Source organism: Streptomyces litmocidini, assembly GCF_014649755.1.
GTDB lineage: Bacteria > Actinomycetota > Actinomycetes > Streptomycetales > Streptomycetaceae > Streptomyces > Streptomyces litmocidini.
Genome location: NZ_BMTQ01000006.1, coordinates 126,070 through 143,255, shown reverse-complemented (window position 1 = coordinate 143,255; position 17,186 = coordinate 126,070). Strand labels below are relative to the sequence as shown.

Below are 17,186 nucleotides of genomic sequence, written 5' to 3'. Positions count from 1 at the left end.
GAGGGATTGACGCATAGTGCTCGACGTCAACTTCTTCGACGAGCTCCGGATCGGTCTGGCCACCGCTGACGACATCCGTCAGTGGAGCCACGGCGAGGTCAAGAAGCCGGAGACCATCAACTACCGCACGCTCAAGCCCGAGAAGGACGGACTCTTCTGCGAGAAGATCTTCGGTCCGACCCGGGACTGGGAGTGCTACTGCGGCAAGTACAAGCGCGTCCGCTTCAAGGGCATCATCTGTGAGCGGTGTGGCGTCGAGGTCACCCGCGCCAAGGTGCGCCGTGAGCGGATGGGCCACATCGAGCTCGCCGCGCCCGTGACCCACATCTGGTACTTCAAGGGCGTTCCGTCGCGCCTCGGCTACCTGCTCGACCTCGCCCCGAAGGACCTGGAGAAGGTCATCTACTTCGCGGCGTACATGATCACGTACGTCGACGACGAGCGTCGTACGCGTGACCTGCCCTCGCTGGAGGCGCACGTCTCCGTCGAGCGCCAGCAGATCGAGAACCGTCGCGACTCCGACCTGGAGGCCCGCGCCAAGAAGCTCGAGAACGACCTCGCCGAGCTGGAGGCCGAGGGCGCCAAGGCCGACGTGCGCCGCAAGGTGCGCGAGGGCGCCGAGCGCGAGATGAAGCAGCTGCGCGACCGCGCGCAGCGCGAGATCGACCGTCTGGACGAGGTCTGGTCCCGCTTCAAGAACCTCAAGGTCCAGGACCTGGAGGGCGACGAGCTCCTCTACCGCGAGCTGCGTGACCGCTTCGGCACGTACTTCGACGGTTCGATGGGTGCCGCGGCGCTGCAGAAGCGCCTGGAGTCCTTCGACCTGGAGGAGGAGGCCGAGCGCCTCCGCGAGATCATCCGTACCGGCAAGGGCCAGAAGAAGACCCGTGCGCTCAAGCGCCTCAAGGTCGTCTCCGCCTTCCTGCAGACGGCGAACAGCCCCAAGGGCATGGTCCTCGACTGCGTCCCGGTCATCCCGCCGGACCTGCGTCCGATGGTGCAGCTGGACGGTGGCCGCTTCGCGACCTCCGACCTGAACGACCTGTACCGCCGCGTGATCAACCGCAACAACCGCCTGAAGCGCCTGCTCGACCTCGGTGCCCCCGAGATCATCGTGAACAACGAGAAGCGGATGCTCCAGGAGGCGGTCGACGCCCTCTTCGACAACGGCCGTCGCGGTCGCCCGGTCACGGGCCCCGGCAACCGTCCGCTGAAGTCCCTCAGCGACATGCTGAAGGGCAAGCAGGGTCGTTTCCGTCAGAACCTGCTCGGCAAGCGCGTCGACTACTCGGCGCGTTCCGTCATCGTCGTCGGTCCGCAGCTGAAGCTGCACCAGTGCGGTCTGCCCAAGGCCATGGCCCTGGAGCTCTTCAAGCCGTTCGTGATGAAGCGCCTGGTCGACCTGAACCACGCGCAGAACATCAAGTCGGCCAAGCGGATGGTCGAGCGCGGCCGCACGGTCGTGTACGACGTCCTCGAAGAGGTCATCGCCGAGCACCCGGTCCTGCTGAACCGTGCGCCCACGCTGCACCGTCTCGGCATCCAGGCCTTCGAGCCGCAGCTGGTCGAGGGCAAGGCCATCCAGATCCACCCGCTCGTCTGCACCGCGTTCAACGCGGACTTCGACGGTGACCAGATGGCCGTCCACCTGCCGCTCTCCGCGGAGGCGCAGGCCGAGGCCCGCATCCTGATGCTGTCCTCGAACAACATCCTCAAGCCCGCCGACGGCCGTCCGGTGACGATGCCGACCCAGGACATGGTCCTCGGTCTGTTCTTCCTCACCACCGACGGCGAGCTCCGTGACACCAAGGGCGAGGGCCGCGCGTTCGGCTCCACGGCCGAGGCGATCATGGCGTTCGACGCCGGCGAGCTCGCGCTGCAGTCGCAGATCGAGATCCGCTTCCCGGTCGGCACCGTCGCTCCCCGTGGCTGGGTCCCCCCGGTCGCCGAGGAGGGCGAGCCGGAGTGGCAGCAGGGTGACTCGTTCCGTCTGAAGACCTCGCTGGGCCGCGCGCTCTTCAACGAGCTGCTGCCCGAGGACTACCCGTTCGTCGACTACTCCGTCGGCAAGAAGCAGCTCTCCGAGATCGTCAACGACCTCGCCGAGCGCTACCCCAAGGTCATCGTGGCGGCGACGCTCGACAACCTGAAGGCGGCGGGCTTCTACTGGGCGACCCGCTCCGGCGTCACCGTGGCCATCTCCGACGTCGTCGTTCCCGAGGCGAAGAAGGAGATCGTCAAGGGCTACGAGGCGCAGGACGAGAAGGTCCAGAAGCAGTACGAGCGCGGTCTGATCACCAAGGAAGAGCGCACGCAGGAGCTCATCGCGATCTGGACCAAGGCGACCAACGAGGTCGCCGAGGCGATGAACGCGAACTTCCCCAAGACGAACCCCATCTTCATGATGGTTGACTCGGGTGCCCGAGGAAACATGATGCAGATGCGGCAGATCGCCGGTATGCGTGGTCTGGTGTCGAACGCGAAGAACGAGACCATCCCGCGTCCCATCAAGGCGTCCTTCCGCGAGGGCCTCTCCGTCCTCGAGTACTTCATCTCGACGCACGGTGCCCGTAAGGGTCTCGCCGACACCGCCCTGCGCACCGCCGACTCGGGTTACCTGACCCGTCGTCTGGTGGACGTCTCGCAGGACGTCATCATCCGCGAGGAGGACTGTGGCACCGAGCGCGGTCTGAAGCTGCGGATCGCGGCCAAGGACGAGGCCGGTGTCCTGCGGAAGACGGACGACGTCGAGACCTCCGTGTACGCGCGGATGCTCGCCGAGGACGTCGTCGTCGACGGCAAGGTCATCGCGCCGGCCAACGTCGACCTGGGTGACGTGCTCATCGACGCCCTGGTCAACGCGGGCGTCGAGGAGGTCAAGACCCGTTCGGTCCTGACCTGTGAGTCCGCCGTCGGCACCTGTGCGTTCTGCTACGGCCGTTCGCTCGCCACCGGCAAGCTGGTCGACATCGGTGAGGCGGTCGGCATCATCGCCGCCCAGTCCATCGGTGAGCCCGGTACCCAGCTGACGATGCGTACCTTCCACACCGGTGGTGTGGCCGGTGACGACATCACCCAGGGTCTGCCCCGTGTCGTCGAGCTCTTCGAGGCGCGGCAGCCGAAGGGTGTCGCCCCGATCTCCGAGGCGGCCGGTCGCGTCCGCATCGAGGAGACCGAGAAGACCAAGAAGATCGTCGTCACCCCGGACGACGGCACCGACGAGACGGCCTACCCGATCTCGAAGCGTGCCCGTCTGCTCGTGGGCGAGGGCGACCACGTCGAGGTCGGCCAGAAGCTCACCGTGGGTGCCACCAACCCGCACGACGTGCTCCGGATCCTCGGTCAGCGCGCGGTCCAGGTCCACCTGGTCGGCGAAGTCCAGAAGGTCTACAACTCGCAGGGCGTGTCGATCCACGACAAGCACATCGAGATCATCATCCGGCAGATGCTGCGCCGCGTGACGATCATCGAGTCCGGCGACGCGGAGCTCCTCCCGGGCGAGCTGGTCGAGCGCTCGAAGTTCGAGCAGGAGAACCGTCGTGTGGTCACCGAGGGCGGTCACCCCGCCTCCGGCCGTCCGCAGCTGATGGGTATCACCAAGGCCTCGCTGGCGACGGAGTCCTGGCTGTCGGCCGCCTCCTTCCAGGAGACGACCCGAGTCCTGACGGATGCGGCGATCAACGCCAAGTCCGACAGCCTCATCGGCCTCAAGGAGAACGTCATCATCGGTAAGCTCATCCCGGCCGGTACGGGCCTGTCCCGCTACCGCAACATCCGGGTCGAGCCGACCGAGGAGGCCAAGGCCGCGATGTACTCGGCCGTCGGCTACGACGACATCGACTACTCGCCGTTCGGCTCGGGCTCCGGCCAGGCCGTTCCGCTGGAGGACTACGACTACGGTCCGTACAACCAGTAAGCAGCGCGAACCGAAGGGCGGTCACCCCGATCACGGGGTGGCCGCCCTTCGGCGTTTCACGGAGGGGTCACCTGACGGCCAGCTCCCAGAGCGCCACGAGCACGCCGGCGCTCGCGGTCAGCGCCGCGATGCTGGCCACCGGCCAGCGGGCCCGTTCCAGCTCGTCGAGGCGGGCCTCGTGGTCGGCGAGCTGCTTGTCGGTCTGGTCGCTGCGCTGCACGAGCAGCGCGAGCGAGCCGTCGACGCGGGCGAAACCGGCCTCCAGGGTGCCGCGGAGCCGCTCCAGTTCGAGGGCGACGGCGACGGGATCGTTCGGATCAGGCTCGGTCATCGGCACCGCCCGGGGTGCTGCGCAGCCAGGACGGCAGCAGTTTCTGCACCGGGTCGAGGGCCATCACCCGGGCCAGTCCGCCGGCGACGGCCAGCGCCCCGGCGACCCAGGGGAGGGTCGCGGGGATGCCGGAGGCGTCGACGAGGGCGGGGAGCACGACGGCGATGCCGACGGCGGACTGGAGGACGGTACGGGCCGTGCGCTTGGCGGCATCGGACATCACAGCGCTCCTTGCGTTACTTCGTGTACGGGACCTTCAGCGCGTTCCAGGACGCGGCGCCCGGGATGCCGTCGGCGTCGGAGCCGCGGAAGCCGAGCTTGTGCTGCCACTTCGCGTAGCTGAGCCGGTCGGCCTCGCCCCAGCGGGGGCCCGGGCCGACGGTGTACGCGGAGCAGCCCTCGGCGACGAGACGGCGGCCCATGGCGGTGATGACCGGGGAGCTCGTCTCCCTGCGGAAGAACGAGGTGCCCGGGAAGGGCTGGAGGCGGGGGACGGCCGGCTTGCCGGCGTCGGGGGCGGGCTTGGCGGGGGCCTTGTTCAGCCGGGCCTGGACCCGGTCGCGCATCGTCGGCATGGCGAAGCCGCGGGGGTCGTCCTTCCAGTCCGACCACTCCTTGTGGCCGATGACGGAGCGGGCGCCCCAGCCGTGGGCCCGGCACAGGGCGGCGGAGACCCGTTCGATCGCGTCGAGCTGGGCGGGCGGCCAGGGGTCGGTGCCGTTGCCGAGGTTGACGCACTCGAAGCCGTAGAAGCGGGAGTTGCCGTCGACGGCGCCGGAGCTGCCCTGGTGCTCGCGGGGGGCGGGCGGCCGGTCCCCGTACGTCTCGGAGACGACGGCCCTGAGGACGGCCGGGTCTCCGCCGCCGGCGTGGTTGGCGCGCCCGTTGCCGACCAGGTGGACGGTGCCGTCCTTGGCGATGACGCCGTGGCAGAGCGGGCCCGGCAGCCCTTCGTATCCGTCGAAGCACATCTCCACGGTGTTGGCGGTGCCGGCGGAGACGGTGTGGTGGATGATCACGCCGGTTACGGGGCCCCAGGCGCCGTGACCATTGCGGTTGTGGGTGCGCCAGCCGGGGTGCTCGACGACGGTGACGCCTTCGGCGCGGAGCGCGGCGACGAACCGGTCCGCGGTGAGGGGGGTGGCCATCTGGTGTCCTCCGGACATGAGAAAGGCCCGCGTCCGGCGGGCCTGCGGTTTTTCGTACGGGGGTTTTACGGGACGGGTTCCGGGGCCGGCGGGACCGCCCAGGCGGCGCACAGCGCGGCATACGCGGAGCGGCGGTTCTCGAAGTCGGCGAGCGCGGCCGTCACCGCGCGCTGGACGGCGGTCTGGTCGGGGACGGCCGGGACGCCGTCCCGGGCGTCCACGACGATCAGGCCGGAACCGCGCAGGGAGGTGTCGCCGGTGCCCTTCTCGGTGACCTCGGCCGTCACGTACACCGGCGGGTACTGCCCGGTCACCGGGTCGCGCTGCAGGATGTAGCCCATGGTGTTGTCGTACACGCGAATGGTGAGGGTGTGGCCGTTCTCGGTGACGGTGGCGCGGCCCGCGTAGTCGATGGCCACGCCCCACGGCTGGGTGGGGTCGATGTTCATGGGTGCTCCTCGTGGGTCAGGTCTGGGCGCCGTGGATGAGGGAGGGCTGGGCGTAGACCGTGCCGGCGCTGGCCAGGGCCTGGATCTCGACGACCATCGTCTGGCCGAACCGGGACTTCATGTCGCCGGGCAGCAGGCCGAGGTAGTCGTAGGTGATGCCCGCGGTGACCGTGGGTCCGAACGGGACGCCGTCGACGAGGACCCGCACCTGGCCGGTGCCGCCGCTCGACGCCGCGGTGTTGACGGCGAGCCGCATCTTCGGCTGCCAGATGGGGTTCATGCAGCGGGCGATGGTCGTGAAGGCGGGGGCGGTGGTGGAGGGCCACTTGGCCGGGTCGGTCGCCAGGGGCGGCATCAGCTGCAGCCAGGGCCGGGCGAGACCGCCGGTCATGATGTCGTCCGCGAAGATCTCGTGGTTGTAGCCGTCGAAGATCCGGAACAGCGGCCGGGTGATGGTGACGCTCCCGGACGGCGCCGGCCGGAACTCGTTGACGGCGGGCCGGGTGTTCACGGCCGTGGACAGGGCCTTGATCCGGCGTTCCATCTGGTTGAGCCGGTCGATGATGTCCTCGGGCAGCTGGGGCATCAGGCCTCCTCGAGGTAGAGCTCGGCGGTGTCGGGGCGGCCGCGCTCCGGCGGGGTGATCTTGGCTCCGATGATGCGGTAGCGGGCGTCGAGGCCCTGGGAGTACCACTCGTCGGTGATCCGGATGCGGGCGACGCGGCCGAGGAGCTGCGGCGGGACGATCCCGCCGAGGTGGATGGAGACCGAGGGGATCACCACGGCGCCGCGGGCCTGCTTGAGCTCCGTGGCGGCCACCGAGTCGAGCGCGAGCTGGTCGGTGATCTCGTTGTGGTCCGAGGACAGGTCGATCAGCGGCCAGCCGTCCACGAGCAGGTCGCTGGCGTACTGCTGGGTGGAGTAGATCGGCCGGGACTCGGCGGCGGCGTTGGCGTTGACGGAGGCGCCGCGGGCCAGGGCGGTGGTGCCGCCGCGGGTGGCGTCGTACGGGAAGGAGTACGACAGGATGACGCCGGGCCGGTCGAAGACCAGGTCGGTCGCGCCCGTGACGATCCTGGGCTCGCCGAGGCGGAGCTGCCGGATCCGCTGCCCGGTGACCGGGTCGCGGTAGACCAGGATGTGGTACTCGAAGCCGTTCTCGGTGGCGGCGAGCTGGTCGAGCGCCTCCAGGTAGACGGTCTCGTCGCCCTTGCGCCACGAGGCCGTCTTCTGGAACTTGGGGGCCTCGTCGCCGAACGTGATCCCGAGGCGGCGGGGCTCCTCGCCCTTGGGGGCGTCGGGATAGGTCTGGAGGTCGAGCTCGCGCCAGAGCCGGCGGGCGATCTCCACCTGGTCGGTGGGGGTGTCGTACGTGATGTCCGTGCGGATGCGGCGGCGCCCGGCGTACGAGTCGAAGGTCGCGGCCTGGATGCCGAGGGTCAGCACCCCGCGGCCGCTGGACTGCAGGGTGCTGGTCCAGACGATGCCGCCCCACCACAGGTCGCCGCCGCGCTCCAGGTAGATCGCGGTGCGGCCCTCCCGGACCTTCTTGACGCGGTCGGCGATGGCCTTGTCGGGGATGGGGATCGTGCCGGAGAGCGAGCCCGCCTTGCCGATGTAGTCGTCGAACGAGACGTCCCGCAGGGGGAGGATGTCGAGCGTCTGGTCGGTGAGCAGGTCGCAGAAGATCGCCCGGTAGGGCGTGTCGATTGCCATCGGTGGGCCCCCTTACAGGACGTAGGTGGCGGAGATGCGGATGTTCCGCCCGGCGGCCAGGGTGCCGTTGTAGGACCAGGTCCGCAGGTCGACGCGTCCGTCGGCGCGGATGTTGGCGGCGCCGTCGCCGTACCCGTCGCTGGCCGTGGCCTCGAAGTCCGTGGCCGGACGCCAGCCGGCCGGGATGGTGCACAGCTGCTCGTCGGTGATGTTGCCGGAGCTGTCGACGTTGACCTGGGCGCCGGTGCGGGTGACGGTGGCGGTGATGGTGCACAGGCCGCTCTTGGTCCTGCGGCCGGAGAACGCCACCATCGACCAGTTGGTGAGGGCGACGGCACCGGTGTTGGTGGTCTCGATCTCGACGGGCGGCTGGTAGGCCGCCCAGGCGCTGCCGTTCCAGCGCTGGAGCTGGCCGTTGTAGTCGCGGTACTGGCCGCTGTAGCTGCCGGTGGTGACCGTGCCGCTGGGCGCGATGCCGCCGATCTCCTTGGGGTAGGCGACCCAGGCGGTGCCGTCCCAGCGCTGGAGGAAGTGGGCGTTGTCGTTGTCCTGGTACTGGCCCGGGTAGGCGCCGGGCACGCCGGCGTTGTTGTAGACGGGCAGGATGCCGCCGGAGGAGACGGTCGTGGTGCGCAGGTCGGTGGAGGCGCCGCCCGCCCAGTCGATGCCGCCGGTGCCGGCGGAGGCGCCCTTCTTCACCTTCACCGTGAACAGGGCGAGGGAGCGGGCGGGGGCGGCCGGGGCGACCGGCGCGGCCGCCGGGGTGCCCTTGACGATCTCGATGCCGGCCTCGTACTTGCCGAGGGCGTCCACGTCGTTGTCGTAGACGCGGACCACGACGAGGTCGATGCGGTCGTTGAGCGGGTCGCCGTCGGCGAAGGTGATGGTGATGTCCTGGTCGAGGGCGACCGGGTAGGCGCCGTCGGTGACGGCGGCACCCTGGACGACGGCCTTGCCCTGGTAGACGGTGGCCGTCATCGGGCCGGTGGAGCTCATCCACAGACCGCCGACCCGGTACTTGCCGTCGTACGTGCCGGGCAGGACGCCGGACCGGACGCCGAGCGGGTTGACGGGGGTGGTGGCGCCGATGTTGGTGATGCGGGTGTTCTGGCGGGTCTGACCGGTGGGCATCAGCCATCCGGAGCGTACGGGCATGGGGATCTCCTGGGGTAGGGGCGGCGGCCCGGTGGACTCAGTACTGCGGGGTGACCTGGATGAAGGTGTTGTCGAACCAGGCACGCACGTTGGTGTTGGTCGTCCGGTAGTACGCGGTGATCGCGTAGGTCGCCCCCGGCGTCAGGTTGTAGAGGCGCTGGGTGGTCGAGACGGAGACGGCGTCCGTGGGGTCGGCCGACTTGGAGCCGACGACGGCGAATTCGTCGTCCACCTCGCGGATGACGGTGGTGCCCTGCGTGATGCGCACGCACATCCAGGCCGAGCTGGCGACGCCCGTGGTGCCGGAGTTCAGGTCCAGCTCCACGCGCGAACCGAAGCTGAGGATGGCCTGCCGGGTCTCCGGGGCGACGAAGGTCACCGTCAGCGGGTTCGTCGCCCGGTCGACCAGCGTGTCCACGTAGGTCGTCGAGAGCGTGTAGCCCGCGTCCAGCGAGTCGATGAAGTACGGGCCCGGGTACGCCGGCACCCACGCCGTGCCGTTCCAGCGCTGGAGCGGACCGGCCGCGGTGCCCCGGTACTGGCCGGTGTAGCTGCCCGGGAGGGAGGCGGCGGAGCTCGGGACGATGCCGCCGATCGCCTCCGGGTAGGCGACCCACTTGCCGCCGTCCCAGCGCTGCAGCTGGTTGTTGGGGGTGTCCTGGTACTGGCCCGGGTGGGCGCCCGGGAGGACCGGGCCCTCGACCGGGAGGATGCCGCCGACGGCGACGACCGGGGTGCGCAGGTCCTTCAGGGAGGTGTTCCACGGGATGCCGCCGTTGCCCGCGCTGGCGCCGGCCGGCACCGTCACCTCGTACAGCGGGAGGCTGCGCGGCGGGGCCACCGGGGCCTTGGGGGAGGCGTCCGGCACGCCCTGGATGACCTCGATCACACCCTCGTTGCGGGTGCCGCCGTCGTAGAGCTTGTCGTAGATCCGCAGAACCACCAGGTCGATGCGGCCGTACGTCGCGGAGCCGGCGGCGAAGGTGACCTGCTCGGCGGCCGGGAGGGTCACCGGGTAGACGCCCTGGGAGATGTCGCCCTGGATGACGGCCCGGCCCTCGGAGACGGTCGCCGTCATGGCGGAGACCTTGTCCATCCAGAAGCCGGACAGCCGGAACTGACCGCTGTAGGAGCCCGGCAGGATGCCGGAGCGGACCTGGACGGGGTTGACCATGGTGGTCGCGCCGACCTGGTTGAGTCGGGTGTCCTCGCGGGTCTGGCCGGTCTCGGCGACCCAGCTGCTGCGCAGGTTCATGTGAGTTCTCCGATCGGTGGAGGGAGGGCGTTCAGGCCTTGAGCCATTCGGCGGTCAGGGTGCAGGCGTAGCCGGAGCCGCCGAGCGTCTTGATCGCCGCGGTGTGGTTGTGGAAGCCGGCGAGCTGGACCGGGGTGCCGGCGGTGAGCTTGATCAGGCCCTGGCCGCCGACGGAGATGGCGCCGTTGCCGGCGGGGGTGAGCCAGGTCATCCGGGACTGCCCGACGCCGCCGGCCATGACGCGAGCGCCCCGCATGCCGGTCTGGGCGTCGTTCGCCCAGGTGATCTGTGCGGAGATCCGCCACCAGCCGGTGCGCGGGACGACGTAGGTGTCGGTGCCGTTCCAGCCGCCGGCGTCGTCGCCCTCGACCTTCGGCATGGTGATCACGGTCCACGCGTTGGAGGGGATGCTCTGCGCCTGGTCGGCCGTCCACTGGGTGACGGCGAGGAGGATCTTCGCCGTGCCCTCGGCGTACTGCCAGGCCGAACCGTCCCAGCGCTGCAGGACGCCGGCGTTGTCGCGGTACTGGCCGGTGTAGGCGCCGGTCGTCATCGTGCCGTGCGGGGCGATGCCGCCGATCGGCTTCGCGTACGAGACCCAGGTCGTGCCGTCCCAGCGCTGGAGCAGACCCGAGACGTCGCGGTACTGGCCGACGTAGGCGCCCTTGAAGCCGCTGGTCGGGATGATGCCGCCGAGGGCGGTCATCGGGTAGTGCAGGGTGGTGACGACGCCCGGGGAGGTCCACTGGACGCCGCCGGTGCCGGCCGAGGTGCCGGCCGGCACCGAGACGGTGTAGAGCGGGAAGGCGCTGCCGGGGCCCGAGGGGGGTGCGACCGGGGCGGCCGCCGGGGTGCCCTTGACCAGCCGGATGACGGCCCCGGTGGAGCCGCTGCGGTCGTAGGCGTCGTCGAGCACGGCCAGTTCGATCAGGTCGATCCGGCCGTACTGCGGGTCGCCGTCCGGGACGGTCAGCGTCTCGGGAGCGGTCACCGCGAGCATGTACGGCCCCTGGGCGGTGTCGACGCCCTGGATCACGGCCCGGCCGGTGCCGATCGAGCACTGCATCGCGGACGTGCCGGTCAGCACCAGGCCGCCGGGCACGATGCCGGGCCGCGAGCGCAGCGGGGTCTCCGCCGCGCTCTGCCCGTTGGGCGTGAGGAGCGCGGCCAGGGCGAGCCGGGTGTCCTCGCGGGTCTGGCCGGTGGATTGGAGCCAGGCGGCCCGTACGGTCATGGGTTCACCTCTTCTGTGCGGGATGGGAAGGGGTTCGGCGCTCAGGGGGCGTGGGAACGCCCCCTAGGCGGCGGTCACCATTCGGCGCTGCGCCAGCGGACCGTCATCAGGGCCTCGGGGGTGGCCGAGTCGGGCCGGAACGACAGCTCCGTGCGGCCCGGTTCGAGGAGGAACAGCTCCTCCGGGCTGGAGTCGGCCATCGCCGTGTGACGGCGGGAGGCGGTGTTGTTGAGCATCACCGTGCCGTTGGCGGTGTCGACGACGAGCTCGTCGCCGGCGGCCAGGTCGATCGCGTACCGCAACCGGCGCTTGGAGGTCCGTTCGGTCACGGTCGGCATGGAGCAGGGGCCCCGGAAGACGATCACCGGATGGGTGGCGGCGGAGCCGGTGTTCTCGGCGACGGCGTCGCCGGTGGACTTGGCCTGGCCCCAGTTGAGCGGCCAGGTCAGCGGCCAGGTCAGGCCCGTCTCCGGCTGCGGCGGCGTGGTGGAGGCGCTCTGTTCGTTGACGCTGTAGCGGCGCGGGTCGTAGGCGAGCCACTGGATCGACATCTTCGAGCTGCCCTGGGTGGCGAAGCCCTGGTCGGCGGGGACCACCCGCTGGGCGATCCGGGCACGCACGGCGAGGAGTTCGCCGTGCAGCCGGACGGTGAGCCAGCGCTCCTCGTCGAGCAGGGCGAGCGACTGGCGCAGGGCGCGGATGACCTCCGTGGCGCCGTCGTACTCCGGCGTCAGCACGACCGTGCCGCTGATCTTGCGCGGCTTGGCGTACCGGGAGCCGGGCCAGGCGCCGTGCGAGGTGGGCCGGTCGGCGTCGGAGGAGTCGTACTCCGGCAGGTCCTCCCAGCCCTGGAGACCGGACCGGTCGACGTTGAACGGCGTGCCGGGGCCGATGAGGAGCCCGGCCCACTGGATCTGCCCGTCCTGGGTGATCAGCGAGCCGGGCGCGAGGTCGGCGGTGAGGTCGTTTCCGGCGTATGTGGTTGTGGTCTCGGCCATGGGGCCGTCACCTCACTTCTGAGGGGCTGTCGGGCTTCTGGGGTCGGGTGAGGGCTTCAGCCGTGGGCGGCGACGAGGAAGAGCAGGTCCTCGGCGGTCGACCGCGGGCCGGCGCCCGGCTCCTCGTGGAACTCCGCGATGCGGTGGGGCCGGCGGGGGGCCTCGGTGAGGGCCGGGACGCGCCGTTGCTCCAGGACGGTGAGCGGGTCGATGCGCGGCGCGCTGTCGGCGCCGGGGAAGACGACACCGCCCTCGGCGAGCATCGGGATCTTGTCGATGTCGACGCCGAACTTCTTGCCGAGGAGGCTGAAGCTCAGCTTGTTGAGCCCGTCGATGATCCAGTTGGCGAAGGCGATCAGTCCGTTGATCGGTCCCTTGACGACCCCGAGCACGGCGCTGAGGGCTCCCTTGACCAGCTCGCCCATGCCGCGCAGGGCCTGGGAGACGGCGTCCTTCGCGTGCCGGAAGAAGCCGGGGATCTTGTCGGTGATGAAGGACAGGACCGGCTTGACGGCACTCCTGACGCCGTCGAACGCGCGCGAGGCGATGCCGCGCAGGGCCTGGGAGGCGGAGGTGACGGTGGTGCGGACCCTGGAGACGCCGCTGATGCCGGAGCCGATGAGCTTCAGCGCGGTCGTGAACAGGGCGAGGTAGGCCTTGAAGTAGGTTCCGACGGCCTGGCCGATGAGCTTCATCACCGGCTGGAGGAACTTCCAGACGGACTGGAAGCCCTTCAGGGCCTGCTGCATGACCTGCTTGATGATCCTCTGACCGGTCTCGCTGTTCACCGCGTACTCGATGAGCCAGGAGATGACCGGCATGAGGATGCCGAGGACGAAGCCGAGCGGGTTGCCGCGCATGGCGAGGTTGACGCCGGTCATGGCGACGGAGGCGATCTCCATCACCGTGCCGTAGGTGTCCATCAGTCGGGTGAGGGTGTCGACGAAGGGCAGCAGGGGGAGGAGCATCTCCAGGAGCATGCCGACGGCGGGGCCGGCGAACAGCCCGGCCACGGTCCCCGCCGTGCCCGCCGCGACGCCGATGCGCCGGAAGCCGTTCGCCGCCTTGGACCGCTGGACGCGGCGGACGGAGCCGACGGCGCCGGACGCGTTCCTGCCGAGGGCGCGTACGGAGGTGCCTGCCGTACGGAACCCGGTGGCGAACCTGTCCAGCCCACCGGACGCCCGCTGCGCGTCCTGCCGGAGCCGTTTCAGTCCGTCGCTCGCCTGGCCGATCCCCCGCTTGAGGGAGTTCATCACCGGCGGGCCGCCGGCGAACGGGTTCCGGAAGGCCGCGACGGCACTCATCCGCGCGCCTTCGCCAGGTACATCAGCGCGTCCGCCGTGGACTGCGGGTCGCTGTTGCGGGCCGCGTGGTAGTGCTCGATGTGCAGTCCGGCGCCGCCGCCGCCCCGCCCCGACTGCAGCTGCGCCGTCATGCGGGCGCGCCGGGCGGTGAGGGCGAGCAGCCGGTCCAGCTTGGACAGCGGCAGGACGGCCTCGGCCTCGCCGGCCTCGGCGAGGATCGCCGGGACACCGCCGTTGCGGGGCATGACGACACCGCCGGTGGCGAGCATGGGGATGGTGGGGATGTTGACGCCGAAGGTCTTGCCACCGACGAGCGGCACCCAGCCGGGGACGCTGACCTTGACGCCGTTGACGGCCCTGATCATCCGGTTGATCAGGCCGATGACGGCGTTGATCGGGCCGGACACACCGCTCTTGATGCCCTCGAACGCCCGGGACGCGATGCCCTTCAGGCCGTTCCAGATGGAGGACATCTTGTCCTTGACGGCGGTGAAGGCGTTCGGGATCGCGGACTTGATCCAGTTCACCACCGGGGTGATGACGGCCTTGATGCCGTTCCAGACGGCGCCGACGACCGACTTGATCGCCTTCATCACCGTGGTGATGACCGTCTTCCAGATGGTGACGTAGGTCTTGATGACGGTGGCGACGGCCTTGACGACGGTGGAGACGGCCTTCTTGATGCCGTTCCAGACCGTCTTGATCAGGTCGCCGGCCTTCTTCATGATCGGGCCGACGGCCTTCATGACCGCGCTGATCACGGTCTTGATGCCGTCGAAGGCCTTCTTCAGGACCTTCTGCATCGTCTTCGACTGCATCGCCATCTCGACGATCTTCTCGATGAGAGGCATGAAGAGTTCGATCAGGCGGGCGAGGAAGTTGCCCTTCATGGACTTGTTGAGCTTGTCCTGGCCCTTGGACGCCTTGCCCGCGCCGGACTCGTACTTGCCGAGCTTCGTCCCGGCGGTCTCGCCGGTCTTGCCGGCCTTCGCCATGGCCTTCTCGGCGTTGTCCGAGGCGGTCTTGAGGTTCTTGAGCTGCGAGCCGGCGCCGTCGGCGCCCGACTTGAGGTTCTTCAGCTGACCGGACGCGCCGTTGCCGGCGTCCCCGACCTTCTTGATGTCGCCGGCGGCGCCGGAGGCCTGCGTCTTGAGGGTGCGCAGGGTGTCGGCGGCCTTCTTCGAGGCGCTGAAGAGAGACATGGGTTACCTCCTTCCGGGGGTGAGGGGATCAGTTGGAGGGGGCGATCTCATCGGCGGCGCGGTGGGCGGCCGACTTGAGGTCGTTGAACGCCCGGGCCACCTCCCTGCCGGCGTCGGCGAGCTGCGAGGCGGCCCGGGCGGACGACGAGAGGGTGGCGGCGTCGGGAAGGTTCCGTGGCTGGAAGTGCCGCTGGGCACCGGAGAGCTTGCCGACGGCCTTCGCGAGCGCCGTCATCTTGGTGGGGTTGGACTTGCCGACGGTTTTGTTGATCTTGTCGAGTTCGCGGTGGTCGGGCGTCTTCGCGGGGTCGAACTTCTCCAGCGCGTCGGCGAGCTGGCCCATCTTGGTGGGGTTGGACGCCGTGACGGCCGCGCTGATCTTCTCGACGGCGCCCGCGGTCTTGGTGATGGCGCGGGCGCTCGGCAGCCTGTGGAGGTGGGAGAGGAAGTCGGGGGCGTGCTGGTTGAAGGTCTCCAGGTGCGGATTCAGCAGCTGGAGCTGGTAGCGCAGAGGCGCGAAGTTCGCATTCCTCGGGATCGCGGCCAGGTTGCCGCCGGCGGCGTCCTCCCGGTTCTCGACATCGGTCCGGTTCTGGAGGCGGATGCCGCGGCCGCTGTCGGAGGTGGCCAGCACCCGGCCGTCGGCGTTGCCCATCAGGCGGGCCGGCAACTGCTGGATGTCCCGTTGGAGCTTGACCACCCAGGCCGTCAGGATGACGCCCATCGCGGGAATCATGAGACCCACGATGGCCGACCCGAGGTACCAGCCCCACTTGGTGTCGGCCCCGCTCCTGCTCTCGTAGTACTTCTCGAGCGCGGCACCGAAGCCGTCGAGGCCCATGGTCTCCAGGAACTCGGACTTCTTCGCCTTGGTGAGCTCGTCGTACATCGACTGGAAGCGCTCGGTCCACTTCTCCGGCAGCTGCTTCTGGAAGAAGTGCTCGGTGACCAGCGGGGAGTCGTCCGACTTCTTGAGGTAGGTCTTCAGGTCCTGGATCTTGTTGGAGATCTCTGTGGGTGTGGGTTCGTCTGCCATGGTTGCTCCGCTTCCGGCCGGTGACGGCCAAGCGCCGAAAAGCCCCTGCCGGCATGGAACTTCGGCAGGGGCTCGTGCGTGGGCGGGCGGTTCGGGCGGCTAGGCGTCGTCCCGGCGGGCGCCGTGGCGCACCGTCGCGAGGGCGTCGTTCCAGCCCGCCGCGTACGCGAGGGTCTCGTAACGGCTGACCTCGGCGTACAGCGTGCCGAGCAACGCTCTCTTGTCGAGGGCGACGGGTCCGTCGAGGAGCTGGCGGAGGCGGTCCTGGAGCGGGATGTGCGGTCGGGATGCCTCGCCCTGCTGAGTCATGGACGCCTGCCTTCCGGTTACTTGCCCGTGCGTGCGTGGCGGCGCCGCGGAGTGAGGCGGGGGCACCACGTTATCGAACTACTGTGCGAACAGAGTCTGGAGCACCTGTTCGGGATTTGTCGAGCGGGAAACGTCTGACGGCGTGTCTTCTTGCCAGTTCCCCGTGGCTGTTGGTCCTCGAACAGAGCTTCTGTTCGACCGGGGTACTCTGGAAGGCGCGTTCCCCGGACCTGACTCATTCGGGGAGCCGGGGGCGCGAGGGGCGCGTGGGGACCCCAGGGGGTCGGAAGGCAGTGCTGACGCATGGACACGGAGCCGGGGAGTAACCGGCGCGAGCAGGTCACCGACTGGCTCGAATCCCACCCTGATCTGCCCCACCTCTTCGCGCGGCTCGCCGAGCTCGTCCACGTCGCCGGATACGCGCCGGAGGACCTCGTCGTGCTGCCCCGCGCCGAGGTGGACCGCCGCGAGACCACCGCGTTCACCGCCGGCTGGGCCGAGGCCGTCTCCGACGAACTCCCCCGCATCCGCAGGGAGTACGAGCGGCGCGTGGCCGACGCCTACGCACAGGGCCAGGGTGACGCGCGCGGCATACGGCGCCCGCAGCGGCGCACGGACGCCGCTCCCCCGGACGGGGCGCGGGTCATCCCGCTGCCCTTCGCCCGGCTGATGGAACCCCCGGCCGCGGTGGTCGAGGCCGAGGAACGCGTCCGCCGGGAGCGCGAGCTGTTCGAACAGCGCCCCGGGCCGGAGCCCGCGCCGCCGCCCGCACCCGTCCTCGGGTACGAGCCCGTGCCCCTGCCCGGGTACGGACCCGAGCCGGAGCACGCGTCCGACCGCGAACCGGACCCCGGACACGGATCCGCGTCCGACCCGGAGCCCGAGTCCGGCGCGGACGCGCGGGTGGGCGCCCAGGAGAGCCGCCCCCGCAGGAACGCCCAGCCGGTGCGGAAGGTCGTCCGGGGCAAGGGCGGCCGCCCGATCGTGCCGCCCATCGGCGGCGTGCCCGGCCAGGCCGGGGGAAGCCCCGAGCGGCGCGGCCGCCGGCTCTCCGAGCGGGCCAGGACCCTGGAGGAGGAGCTGGCCGAGCGAGCACAGGAAACGCCCCCGGATCCCGCCTCCTGACGGCG

The 17,186-nt window shown here is 70.1% G+C and carries 16 protein-coding genes; 2 read left to right on the top strand and 14 right to left on the bottom strand.

Annotated features, from left to right (window positions below):
• Positions 1 to 16: 16 nt before the first annotated feature.
• Positions 17 to 3,916 carry a DNA-directed RNA polymerase subunit beta' gene (locus tag IE180_RS15680; RefSeq protein ID WP_190157476.1) on the top strand — a complete coding sequence of 1,300 codons (3,900 nt, stop codon included), beginning with the start codon at positions 17 to 19 and terminating at the stop codon, positions 3,914 to 3,916.
• 67 nt (positions 3,917 to 3,983) lie between these two features.
• Here IE180_RS15680 and IE180_RS15675 read toward each other — a convergent pair whose 3' ends face one another.
• The 14 genes from IE180_RS15675 to IE180_RS15610 form a co-directional block, all read right to left on the bottom strand.
• Positions 3,984 to 4,247, bottom strand: coding sequence for a hypothetical protein (locus tag IE180_RS15675; protein ID WP_190157475.1), 264 nt, complete (start codon positions 4,245 to 4,247; stop codon positions 3,984 to 3,986).
• Positions 4,234 to 4,467, bottom strand: coding sequence for a hypothetical protein (locus IE180_RS15670; protein WP_190157474.1), 234 nt, complete (start codon positions 4,465 to 4,467; stop codon positions 4,234 to 4,236). Before IE180_RS15670 ends, IE180_RS15675 begins: the two co-directional genes overlap by 14 nt.
• 16 nt (positions 4,468 to 4,483) lie before the next feature.
• Positions 4,484 to 5,395 carry a peptidoglycan-binding protein gene (locus IE180_RS15665; RefSeq protein ID WP_190157473.1) on the bottom strand — a complete coding sequence of 304 codons (912 nt, stop codon included), beginning with the start codon at positions 5,393 to 5,395 and terminating at the stop codon, positions 4,484 to 4,486.
• A 65-nt stretch (positions 5,396 to 5,460) separates the two neighbouring features.
• Positions 5,461 to 5,844: an ATP-binding protein gene (locus IE180_RS15660; RefSeq protein ID WP_190157472.1), complete on the bottom strand. Its 384-nt coding sequence runs from the start codon at positions 5,842 to 5,844 to the stop codon at positions 5,461 to 5,463.
• A gap of 16 nt (positions 5,845 to 5,860) precedes the next feature.
• Positions 5,861 to 6,430, bottom strand: coding sequence for a hypothetical protein (locus IE180_RS15655; protein ID WP_190157471.1), 570 nt, complete (start codon positions 6,428 to 6,430; stop codon positions 5,861 to 5,863).
• Positions 6,430 to 7,560, bottom strand: a complete 1,131-nt coding sequence (locus IE180_RS15650; RefSeq protein WP_190157470.1) for a hypothetical protein — start codon at positions 7,558 to 7,560, stop codon at positions 6,430 to 6,432. The genes IE180_RS15655 and IE180_RS15650 overlap by 1 nt, the downstream gene beginning before the upstream one ends.
• Positions 7,561 to 7,572: 12 nt before the next feature.
• Positions 7,573 to 8,715, bottom strand: a complete 1,143-nt coding sequence (locus IE180_RS15645; protein ID WP_190157469.1) for a hypothetical protein — start codon at positions 8,713 to 8,715, stop codon at positions 7,573 to 7,575.
• A 37-nt stretch (positions 8,716 to 8,752) separates the two neighbouring features.
• Positions 8,753 to 9,970, bottom strand: coding sequence for a hypothetical protein (locus tag IE180_RS15640; protein WP_190157468.1), 1,218 nt, complete (start codon positions 9,968 to 9,970; stop codon positions 8,753 to 8,755).
• A gap of 31 nt (positions 9,971 to 10,001) precedes the next feature.
• Positions 10,002 to 11,204, bottom strand: a complete 1,203-nt coding sequence (locus tag IE180_RS15635; protein ID WP_190157467.1) for a hypothetical protein — start codon at positions 11,202 to 11,204, stop codon at positions 10,002 to 10,004.
• 74 nt (positions 11,205 to 11,278) lie between these two features.
• Positions 11,279 to 12,202 carry a phage distal tail protein gene (locus tag IE180_RS15630; RefSeq protein WP_190157466.1) on the bottom strand — a complete coding sequence of 308 codons (924 nt, stop codon included), beginning with the start codon at positions 12,200 to 12,202 and terminating at the stop codon, positions 11,279 to 11,281.
• A 56-nt stretch (positions 12,203 to 12,258) separates the two neighbouring features.
• Positions 12,259 to 13,509: a phage tail family protein gene (locus IE180_RS15625; RefSeq protein WP_190157465.1), complete on the bottom strand. Its 1,251-nt coding sequence runs from the start codon at positions 13,507 to 13,509 to the stop codon at positions 12,259 to 12,261.
• Positions 13,506 to 14,711 (bottom strand): phage tail protein, encoded by a 1,206-nt coding sequence (locus tag IE180_RS15620; RefSeq protein WP_190157464.1) that lies wholly within the window; start codon positions 14,709 to 14,711, stop codon positions 13,506 to 13,508. Before IE180_RS15620 ends, IE180_RS15625 begins: the two co-directional genes overlap by 4 nt.
• Before the next feature lie 28 nt (positions 14,712 to 14,739).
• On the bottom strand, positions 14,740 to 15,747 hold the full coding sequence (locus tag IE180_RS15615; protein WP_190157463.1) for a hypothetical protein: 1,008 nt from the start codon (positions 15,745 to 15,747) through the stop codon (positions 14,740 to 14,742).
• Positions 15,748 to 15,846: 99 nt separating this feature from the next.
• Positions 15,847 to 16,056, bottom strand: coding sequence for a hypothetical protein (locus tag IE180_RS15610; RefSeq protein WP_190157462.1), 210 nt, complete (start codon positions 16,054 to 16,056; stop codon positions 15,847 to 15,849).
• Between the two features lie 303 nt (positions 16,057 to 16,359).
• On the opposite strand from IE180_RS15610, the gene IE180_RS15605 reads away from it, so the two are divergent.
• Positions 16,360 to 17,181 carry a hypothetical protein gene (locus IE180_RS15605; RefSeq protein WP_190157461.1) on the top strand — a complete coding sequence of 274 codons (822 nt, stop codon included), beginning with the start codon at positions 16,360 to 16,362 and terminating at the stop codon, positions 17,179 to 17,181.
• The last annotated feature ends 5 nt before the right edge of the window (positions 17,182 to 17,186 follow it).

Bases quoted from the DNA above. Each gene is read 5' to 3' on its own strand.
- IE180_RS15675 (WP_190157475.1), bottom strand. From the start codon at position 4,247: ATGACCGAGCCTGATCCGAACGATCCCGTCGCCGTCGCCCTCGAACTG.
- IE180_RS15670 (WP_190157474.1), bottom strand. From the start codon at position 4,467: ATGTCCGATGCCGCCAAGCGCACGGCCCGTACCGTCCTCCAGTCCGCC.
- IE180_RS15665 (WP_190157473.1), bottom strand. From the start codon at position 5,395: ATGGCCACCCCCCTCACCGCGGACCGGTTCGTCGCCGCGCTCCGCGCC.
- IE180_RS15660 (WP_190157472.1), bottom strand. From the start codon at position 5,844: ATGAACATCGACCCCACCCAGCCGTGGGGCGTGGCCATCGACTACGCG.
- IE180_RS15655 (WP_190157471.1), bottom strand. From the start codon at position 6,430: ATGCCCCAGCTGCCCGAGGACATCATCGACCGGCTCAACCAGATGGAA.
- IE180_RS15650 (WP_190157470.1), bottom strand. From the start codon at position 7,560: ATGGCAATCGACACGCCCTACCGGGCGATCTTCTGCGACCTGCTCACC.
- IE180_RS15645 (WP_190157469.1), bottom strand. From the start codon at position 8,715: ATGCCCGTACGCTCCGGATGGCTGATGCCCACCGGTCAGACCCGCCAG.
- IE180_RS15640 (WP_190157468.1), bottom strand. From the start codon at position 9,970: ATGAACCTGCGCAGCAGCTGGGTCGCCGAGACCGGCCAGACCCGCGAG.
- IE180_RS15635 (WP_190157467.1), bottom strand. From the start codon at position 11,204: ATGACCGTACGGGCCGCCTGGCTCCAATCCACCGGCCAGACCCGCGAG.
- IE180_RS15630 (WP_190157466.1), bottom strand. From the start codon at position 12,202: ATGGCCGAGACCACAACCACATACGCCGGAAACGACCTCACCGCCGAC.
- IE180_RS15625 (WP_190157465.1), bottom strand. From the start codon at position 13,509: ATGAGTGCCGTCGCGGCCTTCCGGAACCCGTTCGCCGGCGGCCCGCCG.
- IE180_RS15620 (WP_190157464.1), bottom strand. From the start codon at position 14,711: ATGTCTCTCTTCAGCGCCTCGAAGAAGGCCGCCGACACCCTGCGCACC.
- IE180_RS15615 (WP_190157463.1), bottom strand. From the start codon at position 15,747: ATGGCAGACGAACCCACACCCACAGAGATCTCCAACAAGATCCAGGAC.
- IE180_RS15610 (WP_190157462.1), bottom strand. From the start codon at position 16,056: ATGACTCAGCAGGGCGAGGCATCCCGACCGCACATCCCGCTCCAGGAC.
- IE180_RS15605 (WP_190157461.1), top strand. From the start codon at position 16,360: ATGGACACGGAGCCGGGGAGTAACCGGCGCGAGCAGGTCACCGACTGG.